The sequence below is a fragment of the Streptomyces sp. AM8-1-1 genome, from assembly GCF_032229325.1.
GTDB classification, from domain to species: domain Bacteria; phylum Actinomycetota; class Actinomycetes; order Streptomycetales; family Streptomycetaceae; genus Streptomyces; species Streptomyces achmelvichensis.
Genome location: NZ_CP135086.1, coordinates 7,823,142 through 7,841,661 on the forward strand (window position 1 = coordinate 7,823,142; position 18,520 = coordinate 7,841,661).

At 69.4% G+C, this 18,520-nt stretch carries 18 protein-coding genes; 13 read left to right on the top strand and 5 right to left on the bottom strand.

Features of this window, described 5'->3' with window-relative positions; all coding sequences use genetic code 11:
* The first annotated feature begins 23 nt into the window (after positions 1–23).
* The 5 genes from RPQ07_RS34900 to RPQ07_RS34920 all read left to right on the top strand — a co-directional run bounded on the left by RPQ07_RS34900 (position 24) and on the right by RPQ07_RS34920 (position 5,104).
* Positions 24–1,355 carry an ABC transporter substrate-binding protein gene (locus RPQ07_RS34900; RefSeq protein WP_313948260.1) on the top strand — a complete coding sequence of 444 codons (1,332 nt, stop codon included), beginning with the start codon at positions 24–26 and terminating at the stop codon, positions 1,353–1,355.
* 10 nt (positions 1,356–1,365) lie between these two features.
* Positions 1,366–2,703, top strand: a complete 1,338-nt coding sequence (locus RPQ07_RS34905; RefSeq protein WP_313948261.1) for a sugar ABC transporter permease — start codon at positions 1,366–1,368, stop codon at positions 2,701–2,703.
* Positions 2,700–3,638 (top strand): carbohydrate ABC transporter permease, encoded by a 939-nt coding sequence (locus RPQ07_RS34910; RefSeq protein WP_313948262.1) that lies wholly within the window; start codon positions 2,700–2,702, stop codon positions 3,636–3,638. The genes RPQ07_RS34905 and RPQ07_RS34910 overlap by 4 nt, the downstream gene beginning before the upstream one ends.
* Before the next feature lie 247 nt (positions 3,639–3,885).
* On the top strand, positions 3,886–4,257 hold the full coding sequence (locus RPQ07_RS34915; RefSeq protein WP_313948263.1) for a VOC family protein: 372 nt from the start codon (positions 3,886–3,888) through the stop codon (positions 4,255–4,257).
* 73 nt (positions 4,258–4,330) lie between these two features.
* Complete coding sequence (locus RPQ07_RS34920) at positions 4,331–5,104, top strand: PIG-L family deacetylase (RefSeq protein ID WP_313948264.1); 774 nt, start codon at positions 4,331–4,333, stop codon at positions 5,102–5,104.
* Between the two features lie 197 nt (positions 5,105–5,301).
* Here RPQ07_RS34920 and RPQ07_RS34925 read toward each other — a convergent pair whose 3' ends face one another.
* Entirely contained in the window at positions 5,302–6,534 is a 1,233-nt protein-coding gene (locus RPQ07_RS34925; RefSeq protein WP_313948732.1) for an IS4 family transposase, read from the bottom strand.
* Between the two features lie 52 nt (positions 6,535–6,586).
* Between RPQ07_RS34925 and RPQ07_RS37860 the strand changes: the two genes are divergently transcribed.
* Positions 6,587–6,928 carry a transposase gene (locus RPQ07_RS37860; protein WP_413777807.1) on the top strand — a complete coding sequence of 114 codons (342 nt, stop codon included), beginning with the start codon at positions 6,587–6,589 and terminating at the stop codon, positions 6,926–6,928.
* Between the two features lie 56 nt (positions 6,929–6,984).
* Here the strand turns inward: RPQ07_RS37860 and RPQ07_RS34930 are convergent, their stop codons facing one another.
* Positions 6,985–7,395: a RidA family protein gene (locus tag RPQ07_RS34930; protein ID WP_313948265.1), complete on the bottom strand. Its 411-nt coding sequence runs from the start codon at positions 7,393–7,395 to the stop codon at positions 6,985–6,987.
* A 445-nt stretch (positions 7,396–7,840) separates the two neighbouring features.
* On the opposite strand from RPQ07_RS34930, the gene RPQ07_RS34935 reads away from it, so the two are divergent.
* The 5 genes from RPQ07_RS34935 (at position 7,841) to RPQ07_RS34955 (ending at position 11,740) form a co-directional block, all read left to right on the top strand.
* On the top strand, positions 7,841–8,587 hold the full coding sequence (locus tag RPQ07_RS34935) for a class I SAM-dependent methyltransferase (protein WP_313948266.1): 747 nt from the start codon (positions 7,841–7,843) through the stop codon (positions 8,585–8,587).
* A 196-nt stretch (positions 8,588–8,783) separates the two neighbouring features.
* Entirely contained in the window at positions 8,784–9,332 is a 549-nt protein-coding gene (locus tag RPQ07_RS34940) for a CGNR zinc finger domain-containing protein (protein WP_413777808.1), read from the top strand.
* A gap of 363 nt (positions 9,333–9,695) precedes the next feature.
* Positions 9,696–10,118: an organic hydroperoxide resistance protein gene (locus RPQ07_RS34945; RefSeq protein ID WP_313948267.1), complete on the top strand. Its 423-nt coding sequence runs from the start codon at positions 9,696–9,698 to the stop codon at positions 10,116–10,118.
* 266 nt (positions 10,119–10,384) lie between these two features.
* Positions 10,385–10,564 carry a hypothetical protein gene (locus RPQ07_RS34950; protein WP_313948268.1) on the top strand — a complete coding sequence of 60 codons (180 nt, stop codon included), beginning with the start codon at positions 10,385–10,387 and terminating at the stop codon, positions 10,562–10,564.
* Positions 10,565–10,834: 270 nt separating this feature from the next.
* Positions 10,835–11,740 (top strand): NAD(P)H-binding protein, encoded by a 906-nt coding sequence (locus tag RPQ07_RS34955; protein WP_313948269.1) that lies wholly within the window; start codon positions 10,835–10,837, stop codon positions 11,738–11,740.
* 112 nt (positions 11,741–11,852) lie between these two features.
* Here the strand turns inward: RPQ07_RS34955 and RPQ07_RS34960 are convergent, their stop codons facing one another.
* Positions 11,853–12,851: a helix-turn-helix transcriptional regulator gene (locus RPQ07_RS34960; protein ID WP_313948270.1), complete on the bottom strand. Its 999-nt coding sequence runs from the start codon at positions 12,849–12,851 to the stop codon at positions 11,853–11,855.
* 285 nt (positions 12,852–13,136) lie between these two features.
* A complete protein-coding gene (locus tag RPQ07_RS34965; protein ID WP_313948271.1) occupies positions 13,137–16,958 on the bottom strand; it encodes a S8 family peptidase in 3,822 nt (1,273 codons plus the stop codon).
* A gap of 322 nt (positions 16,959–17,280) precedes the next feature.
* Here RPQ07_RS34965 and RPQ07_RS34970 point away from each other — a divergent pair, with 322 nt between their 5' ends.
* A complete protein-coding gene (locus tag RPQ07_RS34970) occupies positions 17,281–17,685 on the top strand; it encodes a hypothetical protein (protein ID WP_313948272.1) in 405 nt (134 codons plus the stop codon).
* 106 nt (positions 17,686–17,791) lie between these two features.
* On the top strand, positions 17,792–18,133 hold the full coding sequence (locus tag RPQ07_RS34975) for a hypothetical protein (RefSeq protein WP_313948273.1): 342 nt from the start codon (positions 17,792–17,794) through the stop codon (positions 18,131–18,133).
* A 114-nt stretch (positions 18,134–18,247) separates the two neighbouring features.
* Here the strand turns inward: RPQ07_RS34975 and RPQ07_RS34980 are convergent, their stop codons facing one another.
* Entirely contained in the window at positions 18,248–18,484 is a 237-nt protein-coding gene (locus RPQ07_RS34980) for a hypothetical protein (protein ID WP_313948274.1), read from the bottom strand.
* Between the last annotated feature and the right edge of the window lie 36 nt (positions 18,485–18,520).

An 18,520-nucleotide genomic window follows, 5' to 3' on the forward strand; every position in this document is an offset into this window, starting at 1 on the left:
ACCCACCCTCGGAAGGAACCACCATGCGACGACCCTCGATCAACCGGCGTACAGCAGCAGCCGCTTCGGCCGCACTCACCCTCGCCGTCGGCGCCACGGCCTGCGGCGGCACCACCGGACCGGCGAGCGGCGGCAAGCCCCTCGACGGCCAGACCGTGACCATCGCCGGTGTGTGGACGGGCAGCGAGCAGAAGAACTTCCGCAAGGTGCTCGACGCCTTCACCGAGGAGACCGGCGCCAAGACGGTCTTCGTGCCCACCGGCGACAACGTCTCCACCTTCGTCGGCAGCAAGATCGAGGGCGGCAACGCCCCGGACGTCGCCATGGTCCCGCAGGTGGGCGTACTCCAGCAGTTCGCGAAGGAGGGCTGGCTCGCACCGCTGTCGAAGAAGGCGGCGACGACCGCCTCCGCCAACCTCGCCTCGGTCTGGAAGGAGTACGGGACCGTCGACAAGACCTACTACGGCCTCTACTTCAAGGCCGCGCACAAGTCGACCGTCTGGTACAGCCCGAGCGCCTTCGAACAGGCCGGCGTCGCGGAGCCCAAGAGCTACACCGAGATGGTGAAGACCGGCCGCACGATCGCCGACTCCGGACTCCCCGGCTTCTCCGTCGCCGGCGAGGACGGCTGGACCCTCACCGACTGGTTCGAGAACATCTACCTCTCCCAGGCCGGACCCGAGAAGTACGACCAGCTCGCCACCCACACCCTGCCCTGGACCGACGCCAGCGTCGTCAAGGCACTCACCACGCTCGGCGAGGTGTTCAAGGACAAGCAGCTCGTCGCCGGAGGCGCGGCCGGCGCGCTGCGCACCGACTTCCCCGGCTCCGTGGAGCAGGTCTTCGGCCCCGAGCCGAAGGCGGGCATGGTCTACGAGGGCGACTTCGTCGGCGGCATGGCCAAGGACGACTTCGGCAAGAAGCTCGGCGAGGACGCCAAGTTCTTCCCGTTTCCAGCCGTCGACAGCGGCAAAGCGCCCGTGGTCAGTGGCGGTGACGCCGCCGTCGTGCTCAAGGACGGCAAGAACCAGAAGGCGGCGCACCAGCTGCTGGAGTTCCTGGCGACTCCCGAAGCGGCTTCCGTGTGGGCCGGCGCCGGCGGCTTCCTGTCGCCCAACAAGGACGTCGATTTCGCCTCGTACGGAGACGACACGACACGCGCCACGGCCAAGTCGCTTATCCAGGCCGGTGATTCGGTCCGCTTCGACATGTCCGACCAGGCCCCGGCCGCATTCGGCGGGACCAAGGGCACGGGTGAGTGGAAGCTCCTCCAGGACTTCCTGCGCGACCCCTCCGACCCCAAGGCCACCGCGGCCCGGCTCGAAGCCGCGGCCGCCAAGGCGTACAAGAGCTGAGGCAGCGGTCATGGCTGTTCTCGCATCCGCCCGCGCCGCGAACCCACGGCGCCGCGCCCAGCTCAAGAAGCGCAACTTCGCGGTGGTGTTCGTCCTCCCCGCCCTGCTGCTGCTCGGTGCCCTCGTCGTCTACCCGGTGCTCTTCTCCGCCGGCCGCAGCCTCTTCGACGCCAGTGGTGACCGCTTCGTCGGCGGTCAGAACTACGCCGAGATATTCAGCGACCCGGCCACCCTCAAGGCCATCCGCAACAGCACCATCTGGGTCGTCGTCGCCCCGGTGCTGCTGACCGGCCTGGGACTCGTCCTCGCCGTGCTCACCGAGAAGGTGCGCTGGGCGACCGCCTTCAAACTGGTCCTCTTCCTGCCGATGGCGGTGTCGTTCCTGGCGGCCGGCATCATTTTCCGCCTCGCGTACGAGGAGGACCCGAACAAGGGCGTGCTCAACGCCGTCGCCGTCGGCGTCCACGACGCCTTCGACGACCGGTCCGCCTATCCGACGGCCCGGGCCCGGCAAGGGTTCGGCCTAGCCGCCGACAAGGGCGGCTCGTACCGTACGGCCGACGCGGTCGCCCCCGGCACATCCGTCACGCTCGGCTTCGTCGGGGTCGCACCCGACAAGATGCCCGCCGAGGCGAAGCCCGCACGGGCCGCCGGCTCCGCGGCACCGGCCGCGGACGAACTCAGCGGCGTGGTCTACCACGACTTCACGCCCGGAGGCGGCGGCAGCCCGGGCAAGGTCGACCCGGCCGAGAAGGGTCTGCCGGGCATGTCGGTGGAGGCCGTACGGGACGGAAAGATGGCCGCGAAGGCCACCACGGCCGCCGACGGGTCCTTCACCTTCACGGGCCTGAAGGACGGTTCGTACACCGTCCGTCTCCCGGCGGAGAACTTCGCCGCCCCGTACCAGGGCATCTCCTGGCTCGGGCCCGCACTGGTCACCCCGGCGATCATCGGCGCCTATCTGTGGATCTGGACCGGCTTCTCCATGGTGCTGATCGGCGCGGGACTCGCCGCGCTGCCGCGGGACGCGCTGGAGGCGGCCCGGATGGACGGCGCCAACGAGTGGCAGATCTTCCGCAGGATCACGGTCCCGCTGCTCGCCCCGGTGCTCACGGTCGTCTTCGTGACCCTGGTGATCAACGTGATGAAGGTCTTCGACCTCGTCTACATCATCGCGCCGGGGCCCGTGCAGGAAGAGGCCAACGTGCTGGCGACCCGGATGTGGCTGGTGTCCTTCGGCGGCGGCAACAACCAGGGGCTCGGCAGTGCCATCAGCGTCCTCCTTCTGCTGCTGGTCGTCCCCGCCATGATCTTCAACGTCCGGCGCTTCCGAAGGAGCGGAGCATGAGCGGCCACAGCACGATCGAGCGCCGGCCGTCCCCGCCGCCGGCCAAGACCCCGGCCCCCGAGCCCACCCGGGCGGCAGCCCCCCGCCGGCGCAGTATCGGCAGGCTCACCGGGCTCCTGGGCAACGGAGTCGTCCAGGCGATCCTGATCGTCGTCGCACTCGTCTGGATCACCCCGCTGGCCGGGCTGTTCCTGTCGTCGATGCGATCCGACGGCGACAACGCGGCCAAGGGCTGGTGGACGGCGCTGACCGACCCCGGTCAGCTGTCCCTGGACAACTACACCGCGCTGTTCGCTGATTCCGGCATCACCCAGGCCTTCTGGAACACCGTGCTGATCTCGGTGCCGACCACCGCGCTGGTCGTCATCATCGCCGCACTGGCCGGATACGCCTTCGCCTGGCTGGAGTTCCCCGGCCGCAACGCGATCTTCCTGGTCGTCGTCGGGCTCCTCGTGGTGCCGGTCCAGATCGGACTGCTGCCGGTCGCCAAGCTGTTCGGCACGATCGGACTCTTCGGCACCATCCCGGGCGTGATCCTCTTCCACGTCGCCTACGGTCTCCCGTTCGCGATCTTCCTGCTCCGCAACTACTTCGCGGAGATCCCCCGCGAAATGCTGGAGGCCGCGCGGATGGACGGCGGCGGAGAGTGGCGCATCTTCACCCGCCTGATCCTGCCGCTCGGCCGGCCGGCCCTGGCCAGTCTGGCGATCTTCCAGTTCCTCTGGGTCTGGAACGACATGCTGGTGGCGCTGCTCTTCGCGGACAGCGAGTCCCAGCCGCTGACGGTCGCCCTCCAGTCCGAGATGAGGCAGTTCGGCAGCAACATCGGCGTCCTGGCCCCGGGAGCCTTCCTCTCGCTCGTGGTCCCACTGGTGGTGTTCTTCGCCTTCCAGCGGCACTTCGTGCAGGGCGTGATGGCGGGATCGGTCAAATAGCAGAAAGCGGCCCCACCGGCAGGGGGGGGAGCCGGTGGGGCCGCGGAGCCCGAGCGGCCAGGGGGGAGAGGCCGCGAGCTCGGGTCGACAGTCCGTCTGCCCCCTCCTCGGCACCTGATACCTCTCGGGCGAGATTTTTTCTGAAGAAGATTTCGCGGGCTCGGGACCGGGCCGGGACCGAGCCCGCAGACAGGTCGGCGGGCTCTCGCGGGGCACTCGCGCGGGAGCCGTCTGATTGACTCGCGGCATGCTGCGTATCGGATCGGTCGTGATGGGGGTCTCGGACGTACGCCGCGCCGCGACGTTCTGGACCAGGGCCCTGGACTACGTGCCACGGGACGAGATGGAAGACGACTGGGTGGTCCTGATCCCGGCGCGGGGGGCCGGGCCCCGGCTCTCGCTCGGCCGCAGCGAGACGCCGGTGCAGGACCGTCCGCGGATCCATCTGGACCTGTACGCGGGGGACGCGTCGGACCAGGCGGCCGAGGTCGAGCGGCTGGTGTCCCTCGGCGCGCGGCGGATCGACTGGGACAGCTACCCGCAGGAAGCGGACTTCGTGGTGCTGGCCGACCCCGACGGGAATCGATTCTGCGTGATCGACACCGGCGGCGAGGTGTGAGCCCTGCCCCCTCACAGGGGCCTGCCACCGCAGGCCTGACCGGCTTGCCCCCGTCCCGGAAGGTGACCCAGCGATGTCTGCTCCGAGCCTGCTCGCCGTCTACGCCCACCCGGACGACGAGTCCCTCTGGTCCGGCGGAGCACTCGCCCGCCACGCGGCCGCAGGTGGCCGCACCGCTGTCGTCACCACGACCTGGGCCGAGGACACCGCCCGCGCCGCGGAACTGGCCGAGGCGCTCCGGATCCTCGGCGCCGGCACACCGCGCATGCTCGGATACGCCGACGCGAGAGCACAGGAATCGGCCCCGGGCAGGATGCGCTTCTGCGACGCACCGCTCGACGAGACGGTGGAGCGGCTGGTCGCGCACATACGCGAGTTCCGTCCCCGGGTCGTGGTCACCCATGACGCCTACGGCGGACTCACCGGCCACCCGGACCACCTGCACACGCACCGGGTCACCCTGATCGCTGTCCACGCGGCCGGCCTCGATCAGCTATACCGACAGGCCGGCAAACCCTGGCAGCCCAGCGCCCTCTACCTGGCCACACACCCCCACTCGGCGGTTCCCTCACTCGCCGACCACCTCACCCGACCGGGCAGACTCACCGAGATGACCATGCGCAGCGTCCCGGACAGCCACATCACGGCCACCCTGGATGTCCGCCCCTGGCTGGAGCAGAAGACCGCCGCCGTACTCGCCCACCGCACCGAGGTGCAACGTGGAGCCGCACCCGGCCTGCTCGCCAACCTCCCACGGGCCACCCGAGACGAGTTCCTCGGCACTGAGTACTACATCCGCCACAGCCTCCGTCCCCCGACCGCGCACCAGACGGAACTCACCACCTAGATCCAATACCGGTGTTTTAGGGACCTTTCTGGCGTTTGCTGATGGGTTTGGTGGGTGGCATGAGGGTGATTGTTGTTGGGGGTGGTGGGGGTGGGTTGTTGTGGTGGGGGTGTTTGAGGTGCCAGTTGGACATTTTGCGTTTGATGACGCGGGGGTTGGAGCGTTGTCTGCGGGGCGGCAGGAGTCGTTCGAGCAGTTCACCGATGGTGTGGGTGAAGGCCTGGTTGAGCCGGGAGGGGGGAAAGTGCCGCCTGGCCGGTGACGTGGCGGCGGGCGATGCGGAGGGTGCGGGTGAAGGAGATCCGGTCGGGGTCGAGGCCGGCCTGGTGGGCGGTGTGGTGCATGACGTCCCGCAGAGCGTGGTGGACGAGGAGGAAGCCGTAGATTTCCTGCTCGACGCCGTCGGGGTACTGCGATCGCAGGACCAACTGCCGGCCGCCCTGGTGGGTTTTGATCTCGTCCAGGGTGTTCTCGATCTCCCACCGCTGGTGGTAGACAGCCGCGAGGTCGGTGGCGGGACCCTGCTGCGGGTCACAGATGGTGGTGATCAGCCGGTAGACCGTCTCGTCGCCGCTGCGGCCGAGGGTGTACTCGATGACGCGGACCCGAGCCGGATCGCGCCGGTCCCGGTCGCCGGACGAGGCGATCTCAGACAGGTACGAGCCGTCTTCGAAGGCTTGAAGGACCGGAAGGACAATGTTCTTGCGGACCCTCCACAGCAGGTCCGCGCCCGTGCCGGAGGCGGCCTGCCAGAGTTCGAAGCCGGTGATGCCGCGGTCGGCCAGCAGCAGCATCCCCGGCTCCAGTCGGCTCAACAGCCCGGGAATCAGTTGCTGTTCATGGACCGACAGCGGGCCGGTCTGCGCGGCGAACACGGCATGGGTGCCGCATTCGACCAGGGCTGCGACTCTCACCTGCGGATACGCACTCCGCTGCTGTCCCCGGCCCGAACCGGGCCGGCCGAAGAATCCCGCGTTCGCCTCCGTGTCCGGCACGTCGAAAACGGTGCCGTCCACCGCGACCAGCCGCCAGTCGCGATACCAGGCACCAGCCGTCCGACCGGTCGCGACCGGCCGGCACACCCGGTCGAACAGCACCTTCAACGGCTCCGGCCCCAACCGTCTACGGGCCCGCCCGATCGCCCCCGTCGTCGGCACCTGCCAGCCCTTGTCCCACCGCCGCACCCGCTCCAGCCCCTGCGTCAAGAGTCGGGCCACTTCCTCATAGCCCTGCCCCGAGAACAGACACATCGCGAGCACGAAATACACCACCACCCGAGCCGGAAGAAGCCGCGACCGCTGTTCCAACCGCCCGCACTCCACGACCACCTCATCCACCAACTCAGGCGGAAACACCCGCGTCAACACACCCAGAGCGATCCGATCCGACAACCGCTCACCCGACGACTTCACCTGCCCAGGCCTTGGCACACCACAACCAACGACCAACACCACTCAAAGTCACCGGTATTGCACCTAGATCATGTCTCTGTGGGCGGTGCCGGAGCCGCTGCTGCCGGTGAGCAGTAACCGCTGCGGCCGGTGGCGGGATCACCGCCAGGTGATCAACGGAATCATTCACCGGCTCGGTAGTGGGTTGCAGTGGCGTGAACTGCTCGAACGCTTCGGCCGTGGACGACAGTTCACAAGCGGTACTTGCTGTGGTCGGCCGACGGCACCTGGGAGAGGCTCCGCCGGCACATCCAGGCCGCCGCCGATGCCGAGGGCGACCTTGACTGGAACTCAACATCGACCCCACTTCCGTGCGGGCTCACCAGCACGCCGCCGGCGCACCCAAGAACCCGCCACCCACCTCCGATCGTGACGGGAGCCAAATCCCGGGCGTGCGGTTGGTCCCTCGGCGGGGGATGGCCCGTCGGCTCACGAATCAAGCACGGCGGCGATGGCTTCGATCTCCACGAGTTGGCCGTCATAGCCGAGCACGGTGACACCCATCAATGTGCTGGGCACGTCGTGGTCACCGAACGCGTCCCGGACGACCCCCCACGCCGTCACCAAGTCCTCCCGCCGGTGAGAGGCAACGAGAACACGGGTGCTGATGACATCGTGCAGTGACGCGCCCGCGTCCGTCAGAGCGGTCCGCATGTTCTCCACAGCCCTGGCCGCCTGCCCCGCGACGTCCCCGATCGCCGCAGTGGAGCCATCCTCATTCAGAGGACATGCTCCGGCCAGGAAGATCAGCCGCGACGAGGCCGGGGCCGTCGCCGCGTAGGCGTATTCCGCAATATCGGACAGGGAGGCAGAGCGAATCAACGTGACAGCACGCGGCACGGGCTTCCTTTCGCAGCAGTTCCGGGGCACTCAGGACCTTCTCAGAGGTCGACTCCGCGTTCGACACGTTTTCCTGGCCCGTCGACCCCCGTGGTGGGCCACTGCCGTCAGCCGCCCAATGGATCTCACGGGGGCAGGACTCCCAACTGCCCCAGCAGGGTGACGCATCGGGCCACGAACAGGCCGTCGAGCACGTGCTCCGCCGGTCGAACGCCGAGGCGGTCCAGGAAGCGTTGGCCCACGGCACCCGGACAGAGCCTGGAACCCGTCTGCGGTCATGCGTCCGTCCCGGGTGCGGAGTTCGCCGAGCTTCCGGCGCCGCGTTCGTGTGACCGGTGACGCCAACCCCTCGATCTTTGTGGCTTCTGCCAGCACGGGCCCGCTGTCGCGTATGGAGAGACTGCCGGGTGTCCGGGGCGAGGACACCCAACGGGAGGAGTGCGCGGTGAGTGCACAGCAGACGTACGACGAGATCGGTGAATCGTTCGAGGGCTTCAAGGCCCTGCCGCTGGCCCAGTACGTGGAAGCGCCCAGCTTCCTCGGCATGGTCGGGGACGTCACCGGAAAGAAGGTGATCGACCTGGCTTGCGGTACCGGCTTCTACAGCCGTGAGCTGAAACGGCGCGGCGCGGCTGACGTCCTCGGCGTCGACATCTCCGGGGAGATGATCCGTGTCGCGGAAGGGATCGAGCAGGCGCAGCCGCTGGGTGTGCGCTACGAGGCGGTCGACGTGGGCGACATGTCGCCGGCGGGGGAGCGGTTCGATCTGGCGACCGCGGTGATGCTGCTCAACTACGCGGAGACCGTCGCCGTATTCGAGCACCTGTGTCGCAAGGTGCACGAGAGCCTCAAGAGCGGTGGCGAGTTTTTCATGCTCCACCAGACGCCGGACTACGACTTTTCCGGGCCGTCGCCGCGCCCGTACGGGTTCCTCACCGAGCTGACGGGCGAAGAGACCGGCATCGGGCCCCGGGTGAAGATCACCGCGTTGCTGGAGGAGGCACCGATCTCGTTCACGGCAGGGCTGGCGCGCCGCGAGGTGTTCGAGACGTGTCTGGCCAAGGTGGGATTCAGCGAGATTACATGGGTCCCGACCACCGTCTCGCAGGCCGGGATCGCCGCGTATGGCGACGCCTTCTGGGCGGACTACCGGGCCAACCCCGCGTTCGAGATGCTGCGCTGCCGCGCCTGAGGCTGGAACGTGCATCCCGGTGGCCCGGTTCGGGAATCTCCCTCGGATGAGGGCCGGGCCACACCCAGGAGCCTGCTCCCATGGCGGGCGGTGTCAGGCGGGAAACCCATGTGCGGCACGGCCGGCGAGCTGCGGCAAAGGTCTCCGATCATGACGACCTTTGCCCGTCCAAACCGTCACCTGTCAGAATGGTGACATGATGCACGCCTTCCCTGCCGAAAGCCCGGCACTCGACTTCGCCGGGACGCTGCGCGTGCGCCGGGGCCCCCATACGCGGGAGATGCTCGACTCGCCGAAGAGCCTCGCCCTGTGGTTCCTGGAATGCGGCATCACGGACAGTGAGGTCGCCTGCGACCCGTCCGATCTCGTCGAGGCGGTGGAACTGCGGGAGGCGATCTACCCGCTGGTGCTGGCGAGGATCGCGGGCGAGAGCTACGACGAAAAGGCCCTGTCCCTCGTCAATGAGGTGGCGAGCCGACCCGCACCCGTTCCCCAGCTCACGGCGTCCGGGCGCCGGATCGAAGCGACTGTCCAGCAGGCGCTGTCGTATGTCGCCCGCGACGCGGTCACCCTCCTGAGCGGGCCGGACGTGCCGCTGCTCAAGGAGTGCGCGAACCCCGAGTGCACCCAGTTCTACATCGATCGATCGCGAGGGGCGCGCCGCGCGTGGTGCAAGATGGACCCCTGCGGCAACAAGATCAAGGCCGCCGCCTACCGGGCGCGCAAGCGCGCCGTCCAGGCCTGATCGACGTCGGTCGCGAAGCGACCGCCCCTCTGCCGCTCCAGTCGGCGGCGATTGAATCCACTCGGCAGCCGAGTGCCGCCGAGCCATGCCATTCCCCTGTGCAGCCGCGCCCGATCCGTGGTCGGCGGAGCGCCCTTCATCCGATTTCGGGGGCCGTCGAGCCCCGGATTCCCCGACGGCCTGCCTGATCCCGCATCGGCCGCCTTCGCGCATCCCCCGCGTCACCGTCTTGACCGGTGACGCTTGAAGATGCAACTATGGCGTCACCGCTCGAACAGGTGACGCTCTTCCCGGGTGCTCCCGACGAGCAGGTCCGCCACTGTGCGGGATCCGCTACACCCCCCCATGGAGAACAGGACAGTCATGTCTCACAGCTACACCGCCCACGTAAAGGTCACCGGCGAGGGTCGCAACGGAGGACGCGTGCAGTCCGACGACGGTCTTCTGTCGACCGACCTGGCAATGCCCAAGGAGCTCGGTGGAGCCGGCACGGCCACCAACCCCGAGCAGCTCTTCGCCGCCGGCTGGGCGGCCTGCTTCCTCGGCGCCGTCCGCATCGCCGCAGGGCAGCGCAAGATCCGGCTCACCAGCACGGAGATCGATACAGACATGAGCCTGAACGGCGGCGACGACGGCTTCTCGCTCTCAGCCGTCCTCAACCTCCAGGTCGGCGGCGTCACCCAGAGCGAGGCCGACGAGCTCGCCCACGCCGCGCACCAGATCTGCCCCTACTCCAAGGCGATCCGCGGCAACATCCCCGTCACCATCAACGCCCGCGCCGTATGACCCCACCCAGGGGCCGGTGGTGCCCCCACCGGCCCCTGGCCGCAGGTCCCGAACGCCAGGCAACAGGGCACGGGACCTGCGCCGCCGCCGCTTCAGGTCAACGGCGACCACGGCGGCGGGATCGGGGCGAGGTGCCCGGAATTTGTCACCCCCGTCGTCCGTTGAGCGGATGACTCATCAACAGACACCTGTTCCAGCCCCTCTCGCGGAGGTGGAACGGCTGTCGTCGGAGTGCGGCGTGAAAACCGTGCTGAGGAGGCGTTGAAATGGATCAGGAACGCAAGCCTGTTGACGCGGCGCAGGTGCAGCGCAGCCTCCGGTTCTCGAAGCTGCCGGAGCCCATTCGGCTGGAGGACACCGTCGAAGAGCGCCCGGCCGGCACGGCCGACTCGGTGAGCGGTGCCTACAACTCCGACTGGTGGCTGATACGTATGGGCGGCATCTGAAGTCGCACACCCGGTTGGCGCGGGTTTCCATGTCGGATCGACATCATTGGCGCCCGCGCCGACGCCTTAGAGCTGCGGCCGTCGGCCCGACACGTCCCTCGGAGGGGTCTCTGTGAAGCGAAGGAAGATCTTCATTCAACTGACGTCGATCGCTGCCGCCGGTGCGGTGGCGGTCGGGTGCTTCCTCCACGTGTTCTAGGAGCAGTCCCCCCGTCGACGGGGGAGAGTGGAGAGGGGGGCGCGTTCCCGCACCGCGAAGGAGTCTGCGCCATGGCTGTCGAGAACCTCGTCCTCATCACCGGCGCCGGAAGCGTGGGCCGCAACGTCGTCGAGAAGCTGCGTTCCCAGGGCTTGCCGGTGCGTGTCATGGTCCGCCGGGACGACGACCGCGCGTCCCAACTGCGTGCGTCCGGGGCGGAGGTGGTTCTCGGCGACCTCACGAAACCCGAGACCGTCGCGGCCGCCCTCCAGGGCGCTCGGAGCATGTACTTCGCCATGCCTGTCTCACCCGACCACCTCCTTGCGGCGACCATCGTGGTGAGCGTGGCCGTGGAGCACGGAGAGCTGGACGCCCTCATCGGCATGTCGCAGATGACGGTGTCGCAGATGACCGCCACCAGCGCCGATGAGTCGCACCAGCAGCGGCTGCACTGGCTGGCCGAGCAGGTCATGAACTGGTCCGGCCTGCCGGTCGTGCACATCAGGCCGACGTCGTTCCTGGACAACCCGCTGTTCACCACACTGCCCGCCCGGACCATCCGGGAGAACGGCACGATCGTGCTGCCGTTCGGCGCCGGACGCACCTCGCCGATCGCCGTGGACGACGTCGCCAGGGTGGTCGCGACGGTCCTCGCCAACCCTGTTCCGCACGTGGGGCACGTCTACGAGCTGACCGGGCCCCGGACGGTCGACATGAACGAGATGGCCCAGGCCTTCTCCACCTCCCTGGGCCGTCCGGTCTCATACGTGGACATGCCGCTCGACCGGTGGCGCCGCGAGGTGCTCGCCACGGTCGGCCTGCCGCCGCACATCGAGGAGCACATCGTCACCATGTGCCGCCTGCACCGGCAGAATCGCTACGACCGCGCGTCCGGTGACGTCGAACGTCTGACGGGTGTCCCCGCCCGGACGGTCGAGGAGTTCGTGGCGGAACGCAAGGATTTCTATCTGGGCTGACCGGGCACATAGGGACGGCCCGCCGCTTGCCCGTCTCGCCTGCCCGGCCCGCCTACCCCGAGCGTCCGGCCCCGCTGCGATCGGTCTCCGCTGCCCACCTGGACCCGCCCGCCTAGAGCCAGCCCCGACGGGCCGCGTGCCAGGCGAGCTGCATACGCGTCCCGGCGCCGACGAGGGCCATCATGTGCTGGATCCGGCGTTGCACGGTGCGGCGGCTGAGCCCCATCTGACTGGCGATCGCCTTGTCGGCGATGCCGGCCACCAGCAGGGAGAGCACCCTGCGGTCGGTCTCGCGCAGAACCTCCCTGTCCTCGGTGTCGTCCGGCCCGACGATGGTGCCGGAGGCGCTGACGTGCAGGGGCACGGCGTCCTCCCAGTAGCGCTCGAAGAGAGCGGTGAGGGCTTCCAGCAGACTGCTGTCACGCAGCAGCGCGGTCGTGGGCTCTCCGGGACTGCCGTACGGGCCGCCCGGCACCAACGGGCAGATGGCTGTCTCCCGGTCGGCGACGGCGAGTCGCAGGGGGAGATGCGGCACGGAACGGGCGAGTTCGCCCGCACGCACCCCGGCGATAACGTTGTCGACGGCTCCTTCGTCGTCGAAGAAGGCCCGTTCGTACAGGACCCGGTAGCGGACCCCGCGTGCCAGGGCGTCGAACTCCGCGCGATTGCTTCCCGAAGGCATGGCCACGTACTGGGCCTTGCAGAACCAGAGCATCTCGTGGCGAGCGTTGTCCTGCAGCCGGCGCAGATGCTGGCGCAGTGCCTCGGCCCCGGTGATGACCTCGATGACATGGCCGGCGTCCTGCCGCCGGGTGCTGCGATAGCTCTCCAGGAGGTCGGCGACGGCGGCCCGGCTCTGTTCGAGGGCGTCCGCGCGGCGCTGGAGATGCGGCAGCAGTGCCACGTCCGGAGGTGCGGCGGTGAAGTGGAGAGGGCTCTCGTCACCGGAGATGACGAGCCCTTTGGCGGTGAGCGCCGCGAGGATGCCGTCGACCTGTTCCCGCCCGAGACCCGTCTGCGCGGCGATCTCGTCGGCCGAGGCCTTGGGCGTGATGACCAGAAGCCGGTAGACGGTCTCCTCGACCGACGTGAGGCCAGCCGCCTCCAGCATGCCGGGTCTCCAGGGCTGAGGGGTTCGCACACGACCGAGGGCGAACCAGCAGGTGAGCTTGAAATTTGGACTATAACCGAGTCAGGTGTCGCGCACCGATGACGACGACGATCTTTTCGTCTCCTCGCGGGCCGGACCGGCCGGCGGTCGGGCAGGCGCCCGGGAGCGCCGAGCGGCGGACGCCGGGGCCCCACACCCCGACATCCGCCGCGGTCCGCGGGGATGTGCCCAGGGTCTGCCGTTCGGATCCTGCCGGGGTTCCGAACGACAGACCCTGGGGCGCCGTCACCGAGCGGCGGGGTGCAGGTAGGCGCGGTCGACCGTCTGGCGGACGCTGTTGCCGGCCGCGTCCTTCGCGGTCACGCGCACGGTGACGTAGGCGTCGGAGCGCACCCGGTCCGGCCGCTTCACCGTGGCCGTGAAGCCGTCGCCCTTGCGGGCAGTGGTGGCGGTGGTCCAGGTCCGGCCACCGTCGTAGGACGTCTCGACCTTCACCGACGTGCCGCGCGGAGCCTGCATGCCGTCCTGCATCCGGACGTTGATCCCGAGGGCGTGGGTACGGCTGGGAACCACCGCGTTGAACAGGTCGGTCGCCACCGAGTAGTCGACCTGGAGCAGGGGCAGCCGCACCGGACCGGCGGCCGTGCCCGAACGGAACGTCCACGACGTCCGCGTGCCCGTGCCGAAGCGCCAGTCGTCCGAGGTCCGGGCGGTCGTCAGGTCGAGCCGGTACTCGGCATCGCCCGCGGGCACCTCGATGTCGCCCCAGGCACCGTTGTCGGACTCCTCGACCAGCTGCCCGTTGCGGTACAGGACCGCGTGCGTCGTGTCGGCGAGGTCATTCGCCGCACGCGCGCCACCCACACCGCCGCCGGGGAAGGCAGGAGCCTCGGCGAACCCGTAGTGACCGGCGGTGGAATCGGTGAACTCCGGGATGAAGACGGACAGGGTGTCACCTGTGCGCACCGAAGCCCGACCCGCTCCGCGGGGGATCGACGGCCGGGTCACAGCCCCGAACCAGCGCTCCGACACCTTCTCGCCGGGCCGGTAGGTACGCGGCATGTTCATCATTCCGGCAGCCAGCGGGCGGTCGGGGGAGTCGATGACGTTGTGGTGGACGACCTGGTCCCACAGGGTGTCGCCGCCGCTCACGTACTCGACGCGCTCGCGGCCGACCGGCGTGTGCCGGTTGGAGACGTCCCAGGCGGTGTTCTGGTACGGACGCCATCCGAACCGCTGCTCGCTCGTCCAGGACGAGGCACCCGTCTGCGTGTAGGCACTGCGGATGACGGCACTCTCCCGCTCGGAGACGGTGTGCACCAGCTTGTCGGGCACGTGTCCCTTGGCCACCTGCATGACGTCGTAGAGGTACGGGCTGTGCTCCGTGCCCGAGAACACCACCGTGGCGCCCTTCTTCGCGCGCTCCAGCAGCTCCGAACCCTGCGCGGAGGAGACTCGCATGGTGGGTACGGCCATGCGCTCGGTATCGGGACGCCAGCGCGTCCAGTGGATGATCCCCTCGGGCCAGGCGACCATCAGCGCCTTGGCGCCTGCGGACTTCGCGGCACGCGCCAGCGCCCGGGTGTCGTCGGAGGGCTCCACGCGGACGACAGCCAGCTTGCCGCGGGCGTGACGGAAGTCGGGTGCGGTCCCGGTGCCCGCGTTCACGGCACTCAGCCGCGCACCCCGGTCGCCGAAGACGGGCGAGTCCTGCTCGTAGTACGGGACGAGCGGCCGGGACATGCCGGGAACCCTGGCCTCCAGCTGAGGCGCGGTCAGCTGCCAGCGGGAGCTGAACTCGAACGCGCCCTCGGTGACCGGGGCGGTGCGGCTGACGTAGACCCGCTTGATCGAGTCGAACATCTGGAGGCCCCAGCTCCTCCTCTCACCCTCGAACTCGCGGTAGAACTGGGTGCTCAGGAAGCCGCGCTGCTCGGCGGGGCGCGGGGTCCGGATCGTCACCTCGGTGACGTCGGAGGCGTCGAACGCCACCGTCGTGTCCTTGGTGACCTTGACCTCGGGAACGATGAGTTCGCCCGCCTCACCGCCGTTCACGCTCTCCGAGAAGAAGCCGCCCTGGAGGACGTACGTGCCCTCCTCGACGACGGCGACACCCTTCTCCAGGTCCGTGTAACTCACGTACCCGGCGGGGCCCCAGATGTTCGGAAGGCCGTCGCTGCCGGAGGGCCGGCCCTGACGGTCGCGCGGGACCACGGTGAGCACGTGCTGCCGGCCGGTGACCTGGAGGGAGACAGTGGTGTGCGCCTGGACCGTGCCGTCCGAGGACTTCGCCGTGACGTAGCCGTAGTACTTCCCGCGGCTCACACCGGCCGCGTCGAGGTGCAGCGGCACCTCCGCCTCGGCTCCGGGGGCGAGCGTCAGCGACGCCGAACCGAGGCGCACCGCGCCCGCGGCGGGTGCCTGACCGCCATCGGTGGCCAGGCTGACGCCGAGGTCGAGCGTGAGGGGCCGGCTGCCGGTGTTGGCGTAGCGCACGGCGACCGTCTGCGTCTGCCCCTTCCGCTCGCCGGCCCGGACCGGGGCGAAGGCGAGGGAACCGGAGGCCGTCAGCGGCCCCATGGCCGTCGCGAGGTCGATGCGGCCGCCGCCCTGCTGGGTCACCTTGGTGCCCGACACCGTCTTCGAGGTGCTGATGAGGGCGTCCTTGAGCTGCTGGGCACTCCAGTCGGGGTGCTGCTGCGCCAGGATCGCCGCGGCACCGGCGACGTGCGGTGTGGCCATCGATGTGCCGGACGCCGCCACGTAGTTGGCGTTGACCGGCGAGCCCATGGCGGTGCCGGACGCGCGGGCGGCCACGATGCCGACACCGGGCGCGGTGACATCGGGCTTGACCGCCCCGTCGCCGAGCCTGGGTCCGCGGCTGGAGAAGCCGGCGAGGGAGTCGTCGCGGTCGACGGCGCCCACCGTCAGCGCGGCGTCGGCGGTGCCCGGCGAGCCGATCGTGGACTGGCCGCTGCCTCCGTCGTTGCCGGCGGCGATGACGAACAGTGAGCCGGTGGACGCCGTCAGCGCGTTGACGGCCTGGCTCATGGGGTCGGTGCCGTCGGTCGGCCCGCCCCCGAGGCTCATGTTGATCACCTTGGCGTCCTGGGCGGCCGCCCATTCCATGCCCTCGATGACCGAGGACTCGGTCCCGTACCCGCTGTCGTCGAGCACCTTCCCGACGATCAGCTCGCTCTCTGCCGCGACACCGCGCATGGACCCGCCGGAGGCGGCACCCGTACCGCCGACGGTCGCGGCGACATGCGTGCCGTGACCGAAGCGGTCGCCGGTACTGCCGCTGTTGGAGAAGTCCTTGGCCTGCGCGATACGTCCGGACAGGTCCGGGTGCTTGTCGTCGACGCCGGTGTCGAGGACCGCCACCCTGACGCCCTTGCCGTGGTAGCCGGCCTTCCACGCGGCGGGCGCGTTGATCTGACCGGTGCTGCGGTCCAGTACGGCCCTGACCTTGCCGTCCAGCGAGATGCGCGGAGTGACGGCGGCGCGGGCGGCGTCGGAGCCCGTGGCGGATGCCAGCGTGCTCCAGAAGCGGCCGAGTTCGCCCGCCCCGACCCTCAGCGACCGGGCGTTGATGCTGTCCAGGTCGTAGACGGGCGTCTTGGTGGCCCGGAAGGCCATCAGCCGGTCGGCGGCGGCGGAGGTGGCCCGCGTCATCCGCGCGTCCTTCTTCGCAGCCGGTGACGACTCGGACGAGACGATCAGCGGAAGCGAGGAGGAGCGCTTCTCGTCGAGGCCCGCCGCGATCAGCGCCGTGACGTCGAACAGCCGGCGGTCCAGCGTGCCGGCGGTCACCAACGACCGGGCGTCGGAGGGGATGACGGTCAGGGCCTTGTCGCCGCCTTCCTCGGTGCGGAAGGAGATGCGCTCGCGCCCCGGTCCTGGCCGTACCGACGCGACCTGTCTGCCTCCCGGCACCGTCGTCACGGTCACCCGGTCACCGGTGATCAGCCGTACGGTGGCGGAGATCTCGCGGTCGGCGATCGGCGAGTGCCCGTCCGGCGGCGTTCCGGCGGAGGCGGTCGTCACGCCTCCGACGGTGACCATCAGTACGGTCGATATCGCCGCTGATCGACGAATCCATCTCATCAGGCAAACACCTTTCGAGCGGGTGGTGGTCGGGTGATGAACGACAGAATCCGCCGAGGTCACGAGGCATGTCACTGACATCACGTGGCACAGATGCGACATGTCACAAAGGCGACGGCCGCGTGCCCCACGGGCGTTGCCACTCCATCGGTGCGCCGCGGTGGCCGTCCCGCCGGCTCTGCTGCGCCCGGTCGGGGTCGCGCCGCGCCGATGCGGTCACGAAGTCGTGAGCGGGATCCGCGAACTGCGGGCGGCACGACGGCTGTCGCCGCAGCTCCGCCAAGATCGCCCGGACAGGCGCAGAGCTTCCTATGCTTCCGGAATGGAACAGAGCGAGGTCCTCAAGCGTGTGATCGGCATCCTCACCCAGATGACCGACTGGCGGCGCATCCTCGAGGAGGACGAGGAGCGCGACATCGGGAGCGACCCGAGTGTCATCACCGCACTGCTCAGCGAAACGCTGCCCAGGATCCGCATCCCGGAGGACGCGACGCACGAGGAGATCGCGAACCTCGTGGCCGAGAAGGTCGGCGGAGCGATCCACCAACTCGTCGGAGCCTTCACCCTGGCCTTCGTGGAACTGGCCCAGGTCCACGATTCCGGACGGGACAACATCACGACGAACGACGTCCTGCGCGAACTGGCCCTCCGCGCCGAGCACCTGAACTCCAACGGGAACTCCGACGACAACGGGGATTCCGGCGGGGACTCCGACCCGGACTCCTAGCTACACGAGGGGCATGCCCCGGGTGGGCGCCCTGGCTCCGCCGCTGATGCGTGAACCGGAACGTACGTTCCTCCGGACGGAGGAAGATGCTGCACAATGCAACCTCATGAGGGGGAGCAGCGGGCCCGAACCGCCGTACGGCGACAGCGGCAGGCAGTCGCCCGAGGGCGACGAGCGGCCTCGCTGGCGTCTGGTGCTGATGACCGCGGTGCTCGTACCGGCCGTCGGAGCCGCAGGAGGAGCCGCGGGGCCGCTGTTCCAGAGCAGCGCACCTGCCTTTCAGTGGCTGCCGCTCCTCATGGTGGCCTGCCTCTTCGTCGTCCCGTTCATCCTGCTGGCACTCGGGTTCATCTGGGCGGTCAACAAATTCTCGGACGCCCTGTACCGGGCCAGGGAACGGCGCTTCGACCGTGTCCCGGCCGACAAGTCCCACGAGCGGTTCCCATAGCCGGCTGCTTGCGTGCCCGACGCCGGAGCGTGTGACGGCCGGACGGGCGCAGGGCTGCGGGGACCTGGTCCCCGCAGCTTCACCCGCGCCCGTCCGGCCCGCTCCGGTCGGTTTTCAGTCGTCTTCCGGCATGGGCGCCGGCCGGGCGTCGTTCATCCGTTCCGGCGTCCAGTAGTCCCGTACCTCGGCCACCACGTCCGGGCCGGGGAGCACATCGCCACGGGTGCTCCCGGAGTCCGGCTCGGTGCCGGGAGGCGGTGCCCCGGCGGCGGAGCGCCACGCGGCCACCGCCACGACAGCGGCGAGCAGGACGGCTGCGGTTGCCCATCGGCCGACTGTCCTGCGACGCATGGAAACGCTCCTCGGCGGGCCGGGCCCTGTCGGGGT